Below are 17026 nucleotides of genomic sequence, written 5' to 3'. Positions count from 1 at the left end.
GTTGCTTCCCCTATATCCCGTAACTTGCAGCCAGGGTACCCATGATCAGGGCCCAGCCGTCCACCAGCACAAAGAGCATGATTTTAAACGGTAGCGAAATAATGATTGGCGACAGCATCATCATACCCATGGCCATGAGAACGCTGGCGACCACCATGTCGATGATGAGAAACGGAATAAACAGAATGAAACCGATCTGGAACGCGGTTTTGAGCTCACTGGTCACAAACGCTGGTAAGAGTACCCAGAAGGAGACATCCTCAGCAGTCTCGTATTGTTCGTCCGCGATGCGCATAAACAATCCCAGGTCACTCTCCCGTGTCTGTGCCAGCATAAAATTCCGGAAGGGCTGACTGGCCTGCTCCACCGCCTCCAAAGAGCTAAGCTCTTCCTGCATGTAGGGCTGCAGCGCCACTTCATTCACCTCTTCCAGTACCGGCTTCATGATGAAGATGGTCAGGAACAGGGTTAGACCTAGCAGAATCTGGTTGGAAGGTGTGGACTGCAAACCAAGAGCCTGACGCAGGATCGCAAACACCACGATGATGCGAGTAAACGATGTCATCATCATCAGCATGGCAGGCAGGAACGTCAGCGCCGTCATCAGCGCCAGGATCTGCAGGGAAACGGAGTATTCCTGAACGCCCTCTTCCTCGCCCGGGGTTACGGTGAAGGCTGGGATACCGGGGATATCCGCCAGTGCAGCGGGAGCCCAGGCTGTAAGCGTGAAAAGGGTCAGCAAAGCCAGAATGCGCCCGGACACATGCACTCCCATGTCAGGAACCTTCCTTCGATGAAGAACCGGAGCCCCAGGATTTTCCGATCATGCCCTGGAGTTTACGGGCGAAATCGCTGGGCACAGGGTCACCGGCACTGACCACCGGTTCATCAAACACATGCAACGTTCGAATGGCCGATGGCGTAACGCCAATCAGAATCTGTTTGCCGCCGACCTCGATCAGGGAAATCCGCTCACGCGTTCCCATGGGCATCACCGAGACCACCTTGATGGCCCGGGTATTGCCACCCGTCATGCCGCTCATGCGCCTTACAATCCAGGCGCAACCAAAGATAATGGCGATCACCGCCAGCAGGCCCACCCCCAACGTCAGCATGGTGACCAGAGTATCCGGTGCGGTGGCGGCTTCCCCAGACGGCCCCTCTTGTTCCTGGGCGAACGTCAGAACGGGCATAACCGGCGTCAATAAAACGCCGGTAAGGCCATAACGGACAGCTGACCGATGCATCCGCGCCATACTATTTCTGCAACCGCTTGATGCGTTCGCCGGGGCTAATGACGTCCGTCAGGCGGATACCGAACTTTTCGTTCACCATGACCACTTCGCCGTGGGCAATCAGGGTGCCATTGACCAGCACGTCCAGCGGTTCACCCGCCAGCCGGTCCAGTTCAATGACCGAGCCCTGATTCAACTGCAACAAGTTGCGAATCGGAATCTGGGTGTTACCCACTTCCATGGAAATGGTCACGGGAATATCGAGGATGACATCCAGGTCCGGTGCGGGGCCTGTACCCTGGCTAAAGTTCGATCCCTCCGGAAACTCTTCCATGGGTGCCGCACGGACATTGTCTTTGGCGTCCTCGCTGCCGTCATCGTCGTCGGTTTCTCCAGCCTCTGCCATGGCCGCAGCCCACTCGTCCTCGCGGCCATCTTCGTCGGCATCCCCCGACTCTTCCATGGCGGATTCCCACTCTGCGGCAAGCTTCTCGTCTTCGCTGAGTTCCTGCTCGTCTTTCTTATCGTCGTCAGCCATTGCGTCCCACCTTCAGTTGTTTTTTCACTTTGGGCGCCGTCGCCCGATCATGAATCCTTAGCGCCAGCTTGCCATCACGGGTTCCCATTGTGGCTTTGTAGACCGGAATGCCATTGGCAGTCAGGGTCAGTAACTCGGGAATTTCCACGGGGATGATGTCGCCTTCCTTCAGTTTGGCAATATCGCGAAGAGAAATGCGTCGGCGGCAAACCGTGGTATTAATGGGAACATTCACGTCCTTGATGTCTTCCTGAAGCGCACTGACCCAGCGTTCATCCACGTCGTCAATGTCGCTCTGGACGCCAGCGTCCAGCACATCCCTTATAGGTTCAATCATGGAGTACGGCAGCGCCATGTGCAGCTCGCCACCACCACCATCAAGCTCAATGTGGAAGGTGCTCACAACCACCACCTCACTGGGGCTGACGATGTTGGCCATGGCCGGGTTGACTTCGGAACTGAGGTACTCGAAATCCACCTTCAACACCGCATGCCAGGCTTCCCGCATGTCATGAAACACCTGATCAAGCACCATCTGTACGATACGGGTTTCCGTCGGGGTAAATTCGCGGCCCTCGATTTTGGCGTGTCGGCCTTCCCCACCGAAGAAGTTGTCCACCAGCTTAAAGACCAGTTTGGCGTCCAACACAAACAGCGAGGTCCCCCGAAGCGGGCGGACCTTGCAGAGGTTGAGGCTGGTGGGCACGTAAAGGGTATGGATGTACTCGCCGAACTTCATGATCTGAACACCACCGGTGGACACATCGGCGTTGCGGCGCAACAGATTGAACAGGCTGATCCGGGTGTAGCGGGCGAAACGCTCGTTGATCATTTCCAGCGTGGGCATCCTGCCACGGACAATGCGGTCCTGGCTGGCAAGGTCGTAGGACTTGATACCGGCTTCGTCGGTTTCATCATAGGTATCAATGTCGCCGTCATCCACACCATGGAGGAGCGCGTCAATTTCGTCCTGTGACAGTAAGTCCTGCATACGTTTCTCTGCCTGTGATGTCCGCCCTACCGGGCGCTGTTGCATTCTTTAGCTTGCCCTAGATTGTCTCTAGTACATCGCTAATGCATTTCTAACGCATTCTCTACTGAACGACAAAGTTCCTGAACAGCACGGCCAGCAAGGGCGGCTCCCCTTCCTGTTCAAGCGCGCTGTTGACGGTTGTCAGCATATCATTGGCCAGCGACTTCCGGCCCTCCGGTGTCTGTAGCTCATTAAAGTCCCGGCCGCCGAGCACACCGATCAGTTGGCTGCGAAGCAATGGCATGTGCCGGTCGGCCGCAGCCAGCGCTGCCGGGTCCTGAGACTCGAAAGCCAGGTACACCTGAGCGTAGCGCTGCCGACCTTCCGCCTGCACCGTCGTGACCAGGGCCTTTTCCAGCACCGTGTAGGTGCTGGGCACAAACACTTCATCCTGCTCCGCACTGTCTTCCTGTTCTGCGTCGCCCATGCCTGGGATGCCGCCGCCCAAGAACCACATCGTACCTAATACCGACAATCCGACCGCCAGAACAAGCACCACTGTCAGCATCAGTATCAGCTTGAGCTTGCCTTTTTTTGCCGGCGCCTCAGGGGGCGCATTGTTTTCAGCCATAACGTAGATCTGCCAGAAATCCGTCAACCGGAACGGTTATAAAGAGGTTTAAGCAAAGGACGGGCCAGATAGCCCAATCCTCCCTATCGGAACAGCAGTTTAGCGTTGCTGGGGAGGATGGGCAAAGGGAGAGTCATGGACGACCATCGGGTGACGGGCTTCCAAGGTCAGGCAAAGATATCAACTTCGCCTTTCCAGGTCAGATCAAGGGATTCAGGCGTCAGATCCTGCTCGTCCAAACCGACATCGGCGAGTGCCGGTCCGTCACCCCTGTTGCCCTCCTCGGCATTATCCTCACCGGCTTGCTGCTGCGACGAGTCACTGACGTCAAACTGGTCCAGTGATAGCCCCTGCTCACTCAGCATGTCCCTGAGGCGGTGGCTATGCTGTTCAAGCTGGTCTCGCACGGCCGGGTTGGCGGAATGGACGGTAATATGAGCCTGTTCCTGCTGAACCTGAACCCTGACTTCCATCGGCCCCATATCAGGCGGAGTGAGATGTATTTCGGCGACCGACATATTCCTGGCCGTCAGCCAGGTCAGTTTGCCAACGAGCTTGTCGCCCCATTCCGCATGATTGACCGGCACATCAATGGAGGTGGCGTATCCCCGTAAGGCAGTGGCCTCGGCGGGCAGCTTTGCGGCGTTGGGGTTGGCCATCTGTTGATTAGCCAGTTCCACGGCAGACTGGAAGCGTATAGCCCCTTGCAGCGACGGTGTTTCCTGAGGACGGGATCCCTCGGCCCCCACGCCCGACAGCAAAGCCTCAGTCAATGCCAGCCCCTGAGAGGCACTTGCCCCCGCTCCCTGACCCGTCGACAGGCTGTGTTTGCCTGCGGTATTCCCGGGCAAACCGGCAATCATTCCGGCAAAGGCCTGCACACCCGGCATCGCGCCGTTGCCCGTGCCTGGGTTAGCGATTGCCGCGGACGTCGTATTGCCCCCCGCCGGCATCAGCAGGGCCTGCAAATCAGAGAACGTCAGGGGAACGACCTCCTCCGGAACCTCCTGATCCGTTAACAGCGGAGAGAGCGTTTCCGGGGCCTGGTCAGATTCCTCTCCGTCGGCGGATGGGTTTGATGACGTACCTTTACCCTGGGTATCCGCGTTACCTTGGGCATCCACGTTGCGAGCCTGTGTATCGGCTGACGATTCCTCAAGGTCATCAGAACCCGCGCTTTCAGGGTTATTCAGACCGGCTTTCTCGCTGCGGGCATCGTCAGCGGCGTGCGCCTGGTCACGCTTTTCAGCCTGTTTCCGGTCGATCCGCTGTTGCTCCGCCCGCGAAACCGAGTCAAACGGACTCTCGCCGTTTTTTTCCCGGTTGCCTGAGATGCTTTTCGAACCGTTATCGGCCTGTGGGCCCTGTGGGGAAGCCTGGGGAAGAACCATTTGGGACATGGCAACCTCTTGCCGCTTTTACTGAATGACGGTGGTATCTGAACGCTGCAGACCCCTTTTCAGTACGCTTACTCTGCTTTTCAGCGTACCTGTACGGTGTCAAAGCAAAAGCGATGCCATTCATTCCCGTCACGCAATAAAACGCTTGAGCGTGCCCTCAACCTGTCGGAATTCATTCTCGATATCGTCGAGCATTGCTCCGGCCTGTGACAATTGGTTGTCACGGCCCGCCTTTTCCGCCTCGAAACAAAGTTCGCCCAATCGAGGAGCCCCAATATTGATGCAACTGCCTTTAAAGCTGTGAGCGGATTTTGCGAACGCGTCGGCGTCCGATTTTTCGAGTGCCGCCCGCAAATGTGCAATACGGTCAGAGGAATCATGGAGGTAGGTGTTAATCAGAATGTCGAACTCATTCTCCATAACTTCCTGCAACTCGGCCAACGCTTCTTCATCAAGGTGTGGTTTGTCCGTCATGACCAACCCCCTGGTTGTTGGGTGGTACTGCCCTCACGGCCAGCAACCTCAGAAAAATACCAATCATATACAATTTCAGCCTTGGTGCCATGTTCCCGGTAGTTCAGGGAACGCCCAATCTTCTGTATCAACAGCAACCCCCTGCCTGAATAGCGGCGTTCATCGCCGGCCTCCAGACGTGTCCTGCTGAAATCAAAGCCACTGCCACTATCTTCGCAGACAATGGCCAACCGCCCGCCCTGACCTGTCATGGTATGGGTCAACGTAAAGCGTATAAAGTGGCCCGCCACATCAGCCAACCTCCGCTCACGTTCAGCGTAGTAATGCCCGAATCCGTCGGGTGTTGCCTTCCAGTCCGAGCACAAGCCAAGCACACCGTGCTCCAGTGCGTTGCTGTACAGCTCAGCCAAGAGCGTATATATCTCACCACTTTTCCGGCGTAATCCCGGCACCTCCATGCAGATGTGCAGCAGCAAAGGCAGGGGGCTGAACTGCCCCAGGGTTCGATCCTGAACCTCGTAGACACAGCGCCACTCCGCCGGGCCCTCCAGCGCCGACTGAGGCAGTCGATCGGAGATACCGGCCAGTTCTGCGTCTTCCGCCATTCGCAGGGTGATCAACGTCAGGTCGTCCTGTTCGGGCTGATTTCCAGTGAAGGTACGAATACCGGACATAATGGTTTCAAATGGCGACTCCTGCCGGCTCATCTCATCGAGCGAGCGGATAAGGCGTTGCTCTCCATACATCTCTCCCTGCCGATTCTCAGCCTCCATCACGCCGTCTGTCATCATCAGCAAGGTATCACCCGGTTCGGTATGGAACACCTCCATACCCGCGTCAAAACGTGCATTACCGACTACGCCCAAGGGCAGGTGCCGTGAAACAACGGTTTCACGCATGCCATCCTTTCTCAGTAGCACTCCGTCAGGGAGCCCTCCATTCCAGATCTGCAGCTGGTTCAGGTGGAAATCCGCCTGGATCATGGCCGCACAACAGAACATGCCGGTGGGGAGTATCCGACCCAGCTTCTGGTTGATCTCCCTGAGTACATCGCTACCACTAAACCCCTTGCTGGTCATGCCATAGAATATTTCCGCCACAGGCATGGCCCCGATGGCGGCGGGCAGGCCATGACCGGTGAAATCCCCAATCAGTATTTGCATGCCGCCAGCCGGACGCGGACAGGCAAACAGCACGTCGCCGTTGAAAATTGACATCGGCGACGCGTGGAAGCGGATATTGGGCGCATCCAGGCAACCGGTATGGGCAACGTTGTCAAACACCCGCTTGGCAATCTCCTGCTCTTCCAGTAGCTTGCTATTGCGTTCTCGGATCAGATCCCGGTGGTGGCTGAGGGTACGATGCATCAGCCGCATGCGATTGAAAGCGTTGATCTTGGCTTCAATGATGATGCGATTGTAGGGTTTGGTCAGAAAATCGTCACCGCCAGCCTCCAGACAACGAGCCAACGCGCCGGCGTCCGACAGGGATGTAAGGAAAATCAGGGGGACCAACTGCTCTCCCGCCAGCACCTTGATCTGGCGGGCGGCCTCCATCCCGTCCATGACCGGCATCAGTGCATCCAGCAGAACGATGTCTGGCGCTGACTTGCGGAAAATATTGACTGCTTCCAGTCCGTTTTCGGCGTCTTCAACCTTGTGGCCAAGGCGACGTAACAGGGTTTTGAGAATCAGGCGATCACTGTCGCTGTCATCGGCAATGAGAATCCGGAGTGGCCGGTTTTCTGGGAGTGGATCGTCCACGTCGGGCCTCCGTGACGTCTTCCTCAGATGATTCAGCGAATCGCGAACAATTGTTCAAAATTGGAAATTGACAAAATACGACGCACATCGCTGTTGCAGTTTTCGATGCGTATCCGTGCACGATCCCCTCCCGCGTAGTCACGCAGCAACAGCAGCATGCCAAGGGCAGAACTGTCGAGGTAGGTGGTGTTCGAGAGATCGACGATAAAGCTGTCCACATTTTCGTCGCCGTGCTCGTACGCATCGCGAAACGCCTGATGGGTGCTGAAATCGAAACGCCCTTCAATTTTTATAGTCAGGGTCTGGCCATCGTAACTGCGATGCGTATGAATCGGCATTCCGGAACCTCCATGGTATGCGTGCCGGGTAACGGGAAATGACAGGCGTGCCCGGGGCACCCTGAGGTAAAGGATAGCTCACGACACCGAATTTGCATCCGCGGTTCGCATTCCCATGACATTCTCAACGCCGCCTTGCCAAGATCCGCCCGGCGGCTTCGTCCATCTGTTTCTGCTCACTGAGGTCCTGCTCACGCTGTTCGTGCCGGCGGCAGGTTTCTATGTACTTTTCCATGCCCCGGCGCCGCTCCCAGGCATTCTGCCATTCTTCCCGGCACACCTGAAGCCGTTCTTCCGCCTGCGTCAGCAGTTTCTGTTGCTGCACGATAACCTGATCCAGTTGGGCGATAAACGCCTGCCAACCCTGAAGCCGGGCAACGGAGACCACACCTTGCTGGCTGCGACGGATCTGCTCCCGGTATTCCTGCTGATACTGCTCAAGGTTTTCGATCTGCTGGCGCTGGGCTTCATGATGCTGCTGGGCCTCCGCCATTTTTTCCAGCGCGGCCTTTTCTTTCCGTTCCTCAAGGGCAAGCACAACCGCAAGGCGTTGTGACCGCAACATCACCTACCACCTCCGTCGGCCACAGGCGGGGTCTTGGAGCGATCAGGCGAGCGTCTTTCTGGCACCACCGCCAACAACTGCTGGATGCTGTCCCCCAGAGGTGCGCTTTCACTCAAACCCTGTTGCAGGAACTGCCCCATGTTGCCGATATGGGTGATCGCAAAATCGGTCTCCGGGTCCGAGCCCTTTACGTAGGCCCCGACACTGATCAGGTCCCTGGCCTGCTGATAGCGGGAGTAGACCTGTTTGAAGCGCTGGGCGCGGGCAAAATGTTCGGTCTCGGTAACCTGCGGCATTACCCGGCTGATGGACGCCTCCACATCAATGGCGGGGTAATGGCCTTCCTCGGCTAATCGTCGTGACAGCACAATGTGGCCATCCAGAATCGCCCGCGCAGCATCCGCAATAGGATCCTGCTGGTCATCGCCCTCCGTTAATACGGTATAGAACGCAGTAATGGAGCCACCACCGGGCCTGCCATTGCCGGTACGCTCCACCAGTTGCGGCAATTTGGCAAAGACCGAGGGCGGGTAGCCTTTGGTGGCCGGTGGCTCACCCACGGCCAGAGCAATTTCCCTCTGGGCCTGGGCGTAACGGGTGAGGGAATCCATCAACAACAATACCCGTTTGCCCTGGTCACGGAAATACTCTGCAATACGGGTGGTCAGCATGGCAGCGCGCAGACGCATCAGCGGTGAATCATCTGCGGGGGAGGCAACGACGACAGAACGGGTGAGCCCCTCGTCGCCGAGGATATCCTCGATGAACTCCTTCACCTCACGGCCCCGTTCGCCGATCAAGCCAACCACCGTGATATCCGCGTTGGTGAAGCGGGTCATCATGCCCAGCAACACACTCTTACCGACGCCGCTGCCGGCAAACAATCCCAGACGCTGGCCCTGACCAACGGTCATCAGTGAATTGATGGCCCGGATACCTACATCCATGGACTGACGCACGGGCGCACGGTCCAGCGGGTTGATAATATCGCCACTGAGGGACACCCGGGCTTCCGCCTGCAGCGGCCCCTTGCCATCCAGCGGCTCACCGTTGCCGTTCACCACCCGCCCCAGCAGTTCCGGCCCGACAGGCACCCGACTGGCCGCGGACAACGGCACTACCCTGGCGCCAGGACGCAGCCCCTCTATCGCTGTGAGCGGCATAAGATAGACACGGTCATCTTCGAAGCCCACCACTTCCGCTTCCACAGTGCCTGCGCCCTGCCCGGTAATAACGCAGCGGTCGCCGACCACCATGGGACAGCCTACACACTCCAGGGTAAGGCCTACCATGCGAGTCAGCCGCCCGGACAGTTCCGGCTGGGGGTCTTCGGTAAAATAATCCTGCAGTCGTGTCAGGCGTTCAGCCAGGTGTGCCGTCATGGCCTTCATCCTCGTCGGAGTCAAGCACATCGTGCCGGAAGTCGGTAAGGTCGCCCATCATGGCGCCCAGTTCTTCTCCTTCGCCGGCGACTTCGGTATCCAGTTGTCGGTCCAGCATGCCCTGAACAGCCTTCTGGAAGCGTTTTTCCACTGTGAAGTCGACCAGGCTGTGGCGGGTTTCCAGCTTGCAACCTCCCCTGAGAACAGAAGCATCCTCAACAATAGATGTCGCCGCCTCGAACCTGTCGGCAACCTCGCTGACCCATTGATAGTCATCCGGGTGAATATGTAGGCGTACGTTTTCCGTTGTGGATGGCAGCGCAGCCATCGCCTTGCGGACCACATCGGTAATGTGGGAAGAATCCAGTGACAGCTCCCGGAACACCACTGAGCGTGCCAGAACCGTGGTCAAGTTGACCAATGCGGTTTCCACCTCGTCTTCATGACGCTTGACAGGTTCCAGTAATTCGCCAAGCAAATGCTCCAGACGATCCAGTTTGGCATCCACCTCCTTACGGGTGTCCGTCAGGCCTTTCTCGGCGCCCTGCTCGCGGCCCTCCGCAAGCCCTGCTTCCAAACCTTCCCGGTGTCCCTGTTCACGACCTTCACTCAGACCCGCCTGATACCCTGCGTCACGGCCTTCCGCATGACCGTCTTCACGGGCCGCCTGGCGGATCTCCTCGATATCAGCGGCGGTCAGTGGCTTTACATCGCGGTCTTCTTCCTGCGCGATTTCATTGCCACGCGCATCCAACAGCGGAAGCTCCCAACGCTCGTAGGCCGTAAGGTTTTCCTTGGGAATGCGATCGAGGTTGCGACGGGGATCTTTCATCACATCATTTCTTCGCCAGCACCGCCAAGGGTGATCTCACCGGCTTCAGCCATACGGCGGGCAATGGTAATGATGTCCTTCTGGGCGGACTCCACCTCACTGACCCGCACCGGCCCCTTGGCCTCCAGGTCATCCTGCAGAAGTTCTGCAGCCCGCTTGGACATGTTCTTGAAGATTTTCTCCTGAACGGCATCATCAGCGCCCTTGAGCGCGACGACCAGCACCTCGGAAGACACTTCCCGCAGCAACGCCTGGATACCACGGTCATCAATGTCCTTGAGGTTATCGAAGACAAACATCAAATCCTCGATTGTCGAGGCCAGGTCCGGATCCATATCCTTGATGGAATCCATCAGGCCGCCTTCAACGCTGCGATCCATGAAGTTCATGATGTCAGCCGCCCGTTTGACCCCGCCGATGCGGCTGGTCTGGGCAGCGGAGCCACCGGAGAACTGCTTCTCGAGGATATCGTTGAGTTCCTGCAATGCCTGCGGCTGGATACTTTCCAGAGAAGCTACCCGCATCATTACATCCAGGCGCACCTTGTCGTCCAGCGTGCCGAGGATCTCCGCGGCCTGGTCCGGATCAAGGTAGGAAATAACGATGGCCTGAATCTGGGGGTGCTCGTAGCGGATAATATCGCCCACCGCACGAGGTTCCATCCACTTCAGGGTATCCAGACCGGTGGTGTTGCCACCAATAAGGATACGGTCGATCAGGCTGGAGGCCTTGTCGTCCCCCAGGGCCTGGGTGAGCATGGTGCGAATGTAATCATCGTTGCCAACCCCCAGGCCGGTCTGGCCGCCAACGGCCTCGACGAACTGGTTCAGGACATAGGTAACGTCGTCCTTGCTGACATCTTTCATCTGGGCCATGGCCACGCCAACCCGCTGGACCTCTTTCGGCCCCATATGCTTGAGCACCTCGGCGGCATCGTTTTCACCCAGTGACATCAACAGGATCGCAGCCTGCTCCACCCGCGGAATCTTGCGCTGGGGCTTTTGCGGCGACTCAGGCTGGCGGTTGTTCTCATCAGTCATCGACATTCACCCACTGGCGCATCACCTGGGAAACCCGCGCGGGGTCTTCCGCAATCAGGCCTTTCAGTGCATTCAATTGCCTATCATAGCTGTCTGTCGCGCCTGGCAAAAGCAGATCGTCCTGTGAATGCATGGCCTCCCGCAGCGCGTCTCCGCCCTCAATGCCATCGAGCCCGTCATAGCCGTCATTACCGGACTCACCCCTGCGTTCGCTGCGGCCGCCGCCAGACAGACTTTTCAGGGTGGGTCGCAACAGACCCAGAACCAAAACCAGAATGACCAGGCCTGCGAGCACCTGCTTCATCAGGTCCCAGAACCAGGGCTGCTCCCAGAACGCCGGTGCTTCGAATTCAATCTGCTCTTCGGCGGCAAACGCGGTATTCATCACCGTAACACTGTCACCCCGGGCAGCCGAATACCCCACGGCATCACGCACCAACATAGTCAGGCGCTGCAGTTCCTGTTCCGGCCAGGGTTCATAGCTGACTTCGCCGGTCTGGGGATCCACCACTTTCATATCATCAACCGCCAAGGCTACCGACAAACGTTTTATGCGGCCAAGTTCCTGGCGGATATAGCTGACAGTGCGGTCCATTTCGTAGTTTCGGGTCGACTCTTCACGCACGTTCACCGGCGGCGCCTGGACGTTGCCCTCGTCATCGGCGGTTGCCTGTTCCGGAACTGTCGGCTGAGCGGGCGGCTGGTTGGACAGGGCGCCGGGGATTCCACTGGCGCCGCCACCGGCACGCCGCTCGGACATCTGGCGCTCGCTGCGCACAGCTTGCTGTTCGGGATTGAACAGCTCCTCAGCCTGTTCCACCGAGGAGAAATCGAGATCAGCCGTCACTTCCGCACGGAAACGACCGTCGCCCACCACCGGCCTGACCATGGAGGCAACCCGACGAGCCAGGCGATCCTCAACGCGGGAGGTGTAATCGTACTGGTCTTCAATCTGCTGGCTGTCACCGCCATCATCACGACCGGTGAGCAGGTTTCCACTCTGGTCGACCACGGTCACATTGTCCTTGCTCATTTCCGGAATGCTGCCGGCAACCAGGTTCACGATCGAGGCAATCTGCTCCTGCTCCAGGCGACGACCGGCAATTACTTCAAGGAACACGGACGCTGTCGGCGTGCGCGCGTCGCGGACAAACACCGAGCGCTCCGGAATCGCCAGATGAACCCGAGCGGCACGAACCGTGCGCATGCTGCCAATCGTTCGTGCCAGCTCGCCTTCCAGGCCACGGCGGAAACTGATGGTTTCCATAAACTGGGAGGTTCCAAGGCCACGGTCCTGGTCCAGCAGTTCGTAGCCCATGGTCTGCTCGTCCGTCACGCCCTCTGCTGCAAGTTTCAGGCGGGCGTTATAGACCTCATCGGAGGGCACCAGCAATGCGCCTGTGCGTGGATCCATACGGTAGTCGATGTTGTTGGCATCTAGAATGGTCGTGACATCCTGTGGGTTGTAGCCGGACATATCCCCCACCACAGGCTGGTAATTGGGCTCCTGGGCCCAGAGAACCACGGCAACGCCAAGGGCAACACTGGCGGCAAGCCCCACCATCAGGCCCACCTGTCGCAGCAGGTTCAACCGGTTGAAGCCGAAAATCAGGTCGCTACGGCTCTCGCCGGTATCGTCTCCCCGCGCCGCGGGCATGTTCGAGGATGAGGTTTCAGCAGGTACGCTGGCCATGGGTCCGCTCCGCTATCAAACCGGCATATTCATGATGTCTTCGTAGGCCTTCACCACCCGGTTACGGACCTGGGTCAATGCCTCGAAGGAGATGGATGCTTTTTCAGACGCGATCATGACGCGGGAGATATCCATGTTCGGATCGCCCATTTCATACGCCGTCTTCATATCACTGGATGTTTGCTGGAGTTCGTTCACAGAACCCACAGCCTGGCTGAGCATGTCGCTGAATTTGGGAGTGTCGGAGGTTTCCTGGACCTTGGACGGCCCGTCCATCCGTCCGCGAATGTTGTTGTCCTGTTCAACCCGCTGATTCTCCATCATCTGCGAGCGCATATTGCGAATTTCTGAAAGGACACTGTTGATGTCAGCACGCTGAACCATGATTCACTCTCCCGGCCCGCCGTATAAATAGGCAAGCCATTGACCTGGACATATCTGAACAGGTCAAAGCAAACCACAGGCCAACATGTATTATTTCTTAATTTTCATAATGTTAATGAACAGATGGAGAGAAAAGCGAAAGGCAGTGACGGTCTTTTGACGAGGGCACATCGAGTAGGGTGAGGCGACACCGCCTCATCCCTCTCACAGAACCGTACATACGGGCCACGTATACGGCTCATGCCATTAACTTACCCCGAACTCGGGAACAGTGATGCCGGTTTTGACCTTCGTAAGATCCATCAACTTCAGGTCATTGTGCAAGTAGGTGTTGGGCAGGGCCAGACTGGCCAGTGGGGACGCCGCATTGCGCCAGCTTTGCATCTTGATGTGCCGGAACGGGGGCTTGTAGCCCAACTGTTTCAGCCTCCGATGCAGCCGGCTCGGCTTCTTCCACTGCTTGAGCTGGATGCAGCGCAGTCGCCGCCTTAACCAGCTCATCACCTGCTTCAGCACCCGCGCGCAGTTTGCCACCCGGAAGTAGCTGGCAAAGCCCCGTAGCACCGGGTTCAGCTCGCGGATGATCGCCGCAAGCCCGATGCCCCGGTTTCGCTTCGTCAGCGCTTTCAGCGTCTGCTTGAGCTTCACCACCTTCTTGTCCTGGATGCGGGTGTAGTTCATGTGGATCACCACGCCCAGGAACTTCACCCCCTCATCGCTGTGGGCGATGTGGGTTTTGGTGGCGTTAACCGTCAGCTTCAGCTTCCCTTCCAGGTAGCTTTGGGCCACCCGTAACGCATTCTCCGCGCCCGCTCGTGAACCGCACAGGATCAGGATGTCGTCCGCATAGCGGACGATCCGGTGACCCCGCGCCTTCATGAACTGGTCGAAGGCGTCCAGATAGACGTTCGCAATCAGCGGACTGATCACGCCGCCCTGCGGGCTTCCCAGCTCCGTGTCTTCAAGGTGGTACCCCACCATCACCCCGCTTTCCAGACACTGGCGCAACAGTGACAGAACACTGCCGTCCGTGATCCGTTGGCGGAACTGGCGGATGATCAGATCGTGGTTTAACGTGTCGAAGCATTTCGACAGGTCCATATCCACAACCCAGTCACGACGGTAGCGGCGGATGAACCGCTCCGCCTTGCCAATGGCATGGTGACCACTGCGTCCCGGACGGTACCCGTAGCTCGACGGGTGGAAGTCCGGCTCGAAGATCGGTTCGATGATGCTGCGCAACGCCTGTTGCACCACCCGGTCCCGAACCGTCGGAATGCCCAGCAGACGCTCACCGCCGTCATCCTTGGCGATGGCTACGCGTCTGACTGGCTGCGCCCGATAGCGCTTTTCCTTCAGCTCGAGCAACAGGCACGACAGCTCCACCTCCAGATCCGCCTCAAACGCACTCAGGCTCTGCCCATCGATTCCGGCCGCGCCCTTGTTGCGTTTGATGTGTCTGAAGGCTTCATACAGGCGCTGTTTTGACAGCAATTGCCCGTACAGACTGTAGTATTTCCTCATGCCTGCTCATCTCTGTGGTGACGGCTTCGAGGATCGGTCTGGCTGCCGGTCTGTTTCAAGCAATCCGTCCGGGTACTAGCACTCTGGCAATCTGCCGCCACGGTATCGCTTTACTCCCTTGCCCGGAGAACACCGAAGCCACTACGTTCCCGCAGCACCTCAATGCACGTCCCTGCCCCGTCGGGCAGCTTGTGAGCGCAGCGTCCACCTGTTCGCTCGTCGTCCGTCACTCTCGTTAATGACTTCCGCCCTTCGCATCCGACCAGAGCTTTTGACCCTGGCCGGTCCGCTGAACCTCCGTCAGCGGTCGTTCCGGTTTTGTCCTCCACGCTGTTACCAGGCTTCTCAGGCCGGAACTTCCTCACTACTACGGCATCATCTGCCACCTCGCACCGACTGCGGCCTCGGCTTTCGCCTTGCGCCACAGCCTCCGGCGTCGCCGGATTCGGTGTCAGGCTTCCCCGGTTACTGCACCGGCTCCCTGTTAACGATGCCACCCTCAAGCACAGCCCAGGTCTGACTGAGTATCGGGCTTCGCGTTATTTTGCACGCTGACCCACCTGGACTGCCGAAACAGGTTCACTTGCGTTGTGTACCGTTAACTTCCTATGGCTTCCTTCAGACCCCACCGTTGGCCAGTGACGCCCTTGCCAGTCGGATTGTCTTCCCCTCAGTCGGGGTGACGCCACCTTCTTTCAGATGGCCGGGTTTGCCGGCTTCGCCGGGCAAACAAAAAACGGCACCCTTGGGTGCCGAACGAAGGAGCCTGTTGGCTGTGGTCAGGCGGCGGCCAGTTCTGCATCCAGATCGATGCCGGCATCGCGCATCTGGGCCAGTTTGTATCGGAGCGTGCGCGGGCTGATACCCAACTGCTCCGCCGCCCGGTTGCGTCGACCACGCTCTTTTTTCAACGTTTGGATGATAATCCGGAATTCACGCTGCCGAACTTCGTCACCCAGTGACGTGGAAGATAGCGCTCCGAGGCCCGACAGGCTTTCCTCGGCATAGGTATCCTGAGCGTCCCGATCAGGTGACTCGGCCCCGGATTCGGACACGACCGGGTGTGGCGAGGTCGGAGATGTCGTGCCAGCGGGGCCGCTTTCCATACGCCCGGTAATGCCGAGCTCCAGGCAAAGGTCACCAGCATGGATGACGTTTCCCTGGTGCAACACCAGAGCCCGCTGTATCGCGTTGTCCAGCTCGCGAACGTTGCCCGGCCATTGATGACCCATCAGCGCATCCCTGGCGTCAGGTGCGAAGGTCACGCCGGTCAGTTTCATCTTGCGGCAATGGTTTTTCAGCAATGCATTCGCCAGCGGCATGATATCCAGTGTACGTTCGCGCAGTGGCTGCCAGTGCATGGGGAAGACCGTCAGCCGGTAGTACAGGTCTTCGCGGAATTTGTTTTCCCGCACGTAATCGGACAGATCCCGGTTGGTGGTGGCGATAACCCGCACATCCAGGGCAATGGTCTTGCGACCACCGACGCGCTCTACCTCACGCTCCTGCAACACTCGCAACAGCTTGGACTGCAGGCCGAGATCCATTTCCGAAATCTCATCCAGCAGGATGGTGCCACCGTTGGCCTGCTCGAACTTACCCGGGGAAGATGCAACCGCACCGGTAAAGGCGCCCTTCTCGTGACCAAACAGGATGGCCTCCAGCATATTCTCGGGGATTGCCGCGCAGTTGATCGCCACGAACGCCTGGTCAGACCTGGGAGACTGCTGGTGAATATAGCGCGCCAACACCTCTTTACCGGTACCACTTTCGCCGGAAATCATCACCGTTGAGTCACTGGCTGCCACCTTCGCCGCCAGCTGGAACATCCGCTTACTAATCGGATCTTCCGCAACGGGCTGATCGACATTTTTCTGGCGTCCGCCGCCGACCACTCTGGTCACAGCATCCACAAGCACGGAGGATTCGAACGGTTTGACCAGGTAATCGATAGCACCGGACTGCATCGCGGACACGGCGTGGCTGATCTGACCATAGGCGGTGATCAGCATAGTTGGCAGGCCGGGATACCGTCTTTGCACTTCGTGCAGCAATTCGTGGCCGGACATTCCAGGCATGTTCACATCACTGACAACCATATCCACCGGCGACTCGGCAAGTTGTGCCAGGGCCTGCTCCGCATTAGCCGCTTCGCGCACACGAAACTTTGCCAGCTCAAGGGTGGTAACCAGTGCTTCTCGAAGATCCTGGTCATCCTCAACAATCAGAATTTGGGCTTTGGCCATGGTAGCCT

General features: G+C 58.1%; 17 protein-coding genes. All 17 read right to left on the bottom strand.

Translation table 11 applies throughout. The annotated features are described in order from the left end of the window. Positions 1–10: 10 nt before the first annotated feature. The 17 genes from fliP to R1T46_RS10970 all read right to left on the bottom strand — a co-directional run bounded on the left by fliP (position 11) and on the right by R1T46_RS10970 (position 17018). Entirely contained in the window at positions 11–775 is a 765-nt protein-coding gene (gene fliP / locus R1T46_RS11050; protein ID WP_292047595.1) for a flagellar type III secretion system pore protein FliP, read from the bottom strand. 1 nt (position 776) lies between these two features. Then, positions 777–1193: a flagellar biosynthetic protein FliO gene (gene fliO, locus R1T46_RS11045; protein ID WP_317308300.1), complete on the bottom strand. Its 417-nt coding sequence runs from the start codon at positions 1191–1193 to the stop codon at positions 777–779. 64 nt (positions 1194–1257) lie between these two features. Further along, positions 1258–1773, bottom strand: coding sequence for a flagellar motor switch protein FliN (fliN, locus tag R1T46_RS11040; protein ID WP_317305351.1), 516 nt, complete (start codon positions 1771–1773; stop codon positions 1258–1260). After that, positions 1766–2764, bottom strand: a complete 999-nt coding sequence (gene fliM, locus R1T46_RS11035) for a flagellar motor switch protein FliM (protein ID WP_317305350.1) — start codon at positions 2762–2764, stop codon at positions 1766–1768. Before fliM ends, fliN begins: the two co-directional genes overlap by 8 nt. Positions 2765–2867: 103 nt before the next feature. Next, positions 2868–3377, bottom strand: a complete 510-nt coding sequence (gene fliL / locus R1T46_RS11030) for a flagellar basal body-associated protein FliL (RefSeq protein ID WP_317305349.1) — start codon at positions 3375–3377, stop codon at positions 2868–2870. 167 nt (positions 3378–3544) lie between these two features. Next, positions 3545–4777 carry a flagellar hook-length control protein FliK gene (locus tag R1T46_RS11025; RefSeq protein ID WP_317305348.1) on the bottom strand — a complete coding sequence of 411 codons (1233 nt, stop codon included), beginning with the start codon at positions 4775–4777 and terminating at the stop codon, positions 3545–3547. A 129-nt stretch (positions 4778–4906) separates the two neighbouring features. Beyond that, on the bottom strand, positions 4907–5251 hold the full coding sequence (locus R1T46_RS11020) for an Hpt domain-containing protein (protein WP_317305346.1): 345 nt from the start codon (positions 5249–5251) through the stop codon (positions 4907–4909). Then, positions 5248–7014, bottom strand: a complete 1767-nt coding sequence (locus R1T46_RS11015) for a SpoIIE family protein phosphatase (RefSeq protein WP_317305345.1) — start codon at positions 7012–7014, stop codon at positions 5248–5250. Before R1T46_RS11015 ends, R1T46_RS11020 begins: the two co-directional genes overlap by 4 nt. A 32-nt stretch (positions 7015–7046) precedes the next feature. Continuing rightward, positions 7047–7352: an STAS domain-containing protein gene (locus tag R1T46_RS11010; protein WP_317305344.1), complete on the bottom strand. Its 306-nt coding sequence runs from the start codon at positions 7350–7352 to the stop codon at positions 7047–7049. Between the two features lie 124 nt (positions 7353–7476). Further along, entirely contained in the window at positions 7477–7917 is a 441-nt protein-coding gene (gene fliJ, locus R1T46_RS11005) for a flagellar export protein FliJ (protein WP_317305343.1), read from the bottom strand. Beyond that, positions 7917–9308: a flagellar protein export ATPase FliI gene (gene fliI, locus R1T46_RS11000; protein WP_407070130.1), complete on the bottom strand. Its 1392-nt coding sequence runs from the start codon at positions 9306–9308 to the stop codon at positions 7917–7919. The genes fliJ and fliI overlap by 1 nt, the downstream gene beginning before the upstream one ends. After that, complete coding sequence (locus R1T46_RS10995; RefSeq protein WP_317305341.1) at positions 9280–10131, bottom strand: flagellar assembly protein FliH; 852 nt, start codon at positions 10129–10131, stop codon at positions 9280–9282. The genes fliI and R1T46_RS10995 overlap by 29 nt, the downstream gene beginning before the upstream one ends. Beyond that, the gene (fliG, locus tag R1T46_RS10990) at positions 10131–11171 is read right to left on the bottom strand and encodes a flagellar motor switch protein FliG (protein ID WP_300495388.1); all 1041 of its coding nucleotides are present in this window, start codon (positions 11169–11171) and stop codon (positions 10131–10133) included. Before fliG ends, R1T46_RS10995 begins: the two co-directional genes overlap by 1 nt. Further along, positions 11164–12864, bottom strand: coding sequence for a flagellar basal-body MS-ring/collar protein FliF (fliF, locus tag R1T46_RS10985; protein WP_317305340.1), 1701 nt, complete (start codon positions 12862–12864; stop codon positions 11164–11166). The genes fliG and fliF overlap by 8 nt, the downstream gene beginning before the upstream one ends. 15 nt (positions 12865–12879) lie before the next feature. Further along, positions 12880–13248 (bottom strand): flagellar hook-basal body complex protein FliE, encoded by a 369-nt coding sequence (gene fliE, locus R1T46_RS10980; protein WP_036204822.1) that lies wholly within the window; start codon positions 13246–13248, stop codon positions 12880–12882. A 246-nt stretch (positions 13249–13494) separates the two neighbouring features. Continuing rightward, positions 13495–14772 (bottom strand): group II intron reverse transcriptase/maturase, encoded by a 1278-nt coding sequence (gene ltrA, locus R1T46_RS10975; RefSeq protein WP_317305339.1) that lies wholly within the window; start codon positions 14770–14772, stop codon positions 13495–13497. 779 nt (positions 14773–15551) lie between these two features. Beyond that, complete coding sequence (locus R1T46_RS10970; RefSeq protein ID WP_317305338.1) at positions 15552–17018, bottom strand: sigma-54 dependent transcriptional regulator; 1467 nt, start codon at positions 17016–17018, stop codon at positions 15552–15554. Positions 17019–17026: the final 8 nt, after the last annotated feature.

Source organism: Marinobacter salarius (assembly GCF_032922745.1).
Taxonomy (GTDB): Bacteria; Pseudomonadota; Gammaproteobacteria; order Pseudomonadales; family Oleiphilaceae; genus Marinobacter.
This window is presented reverse-complemented; position numbering and strand designations above follow the sequence as displayed.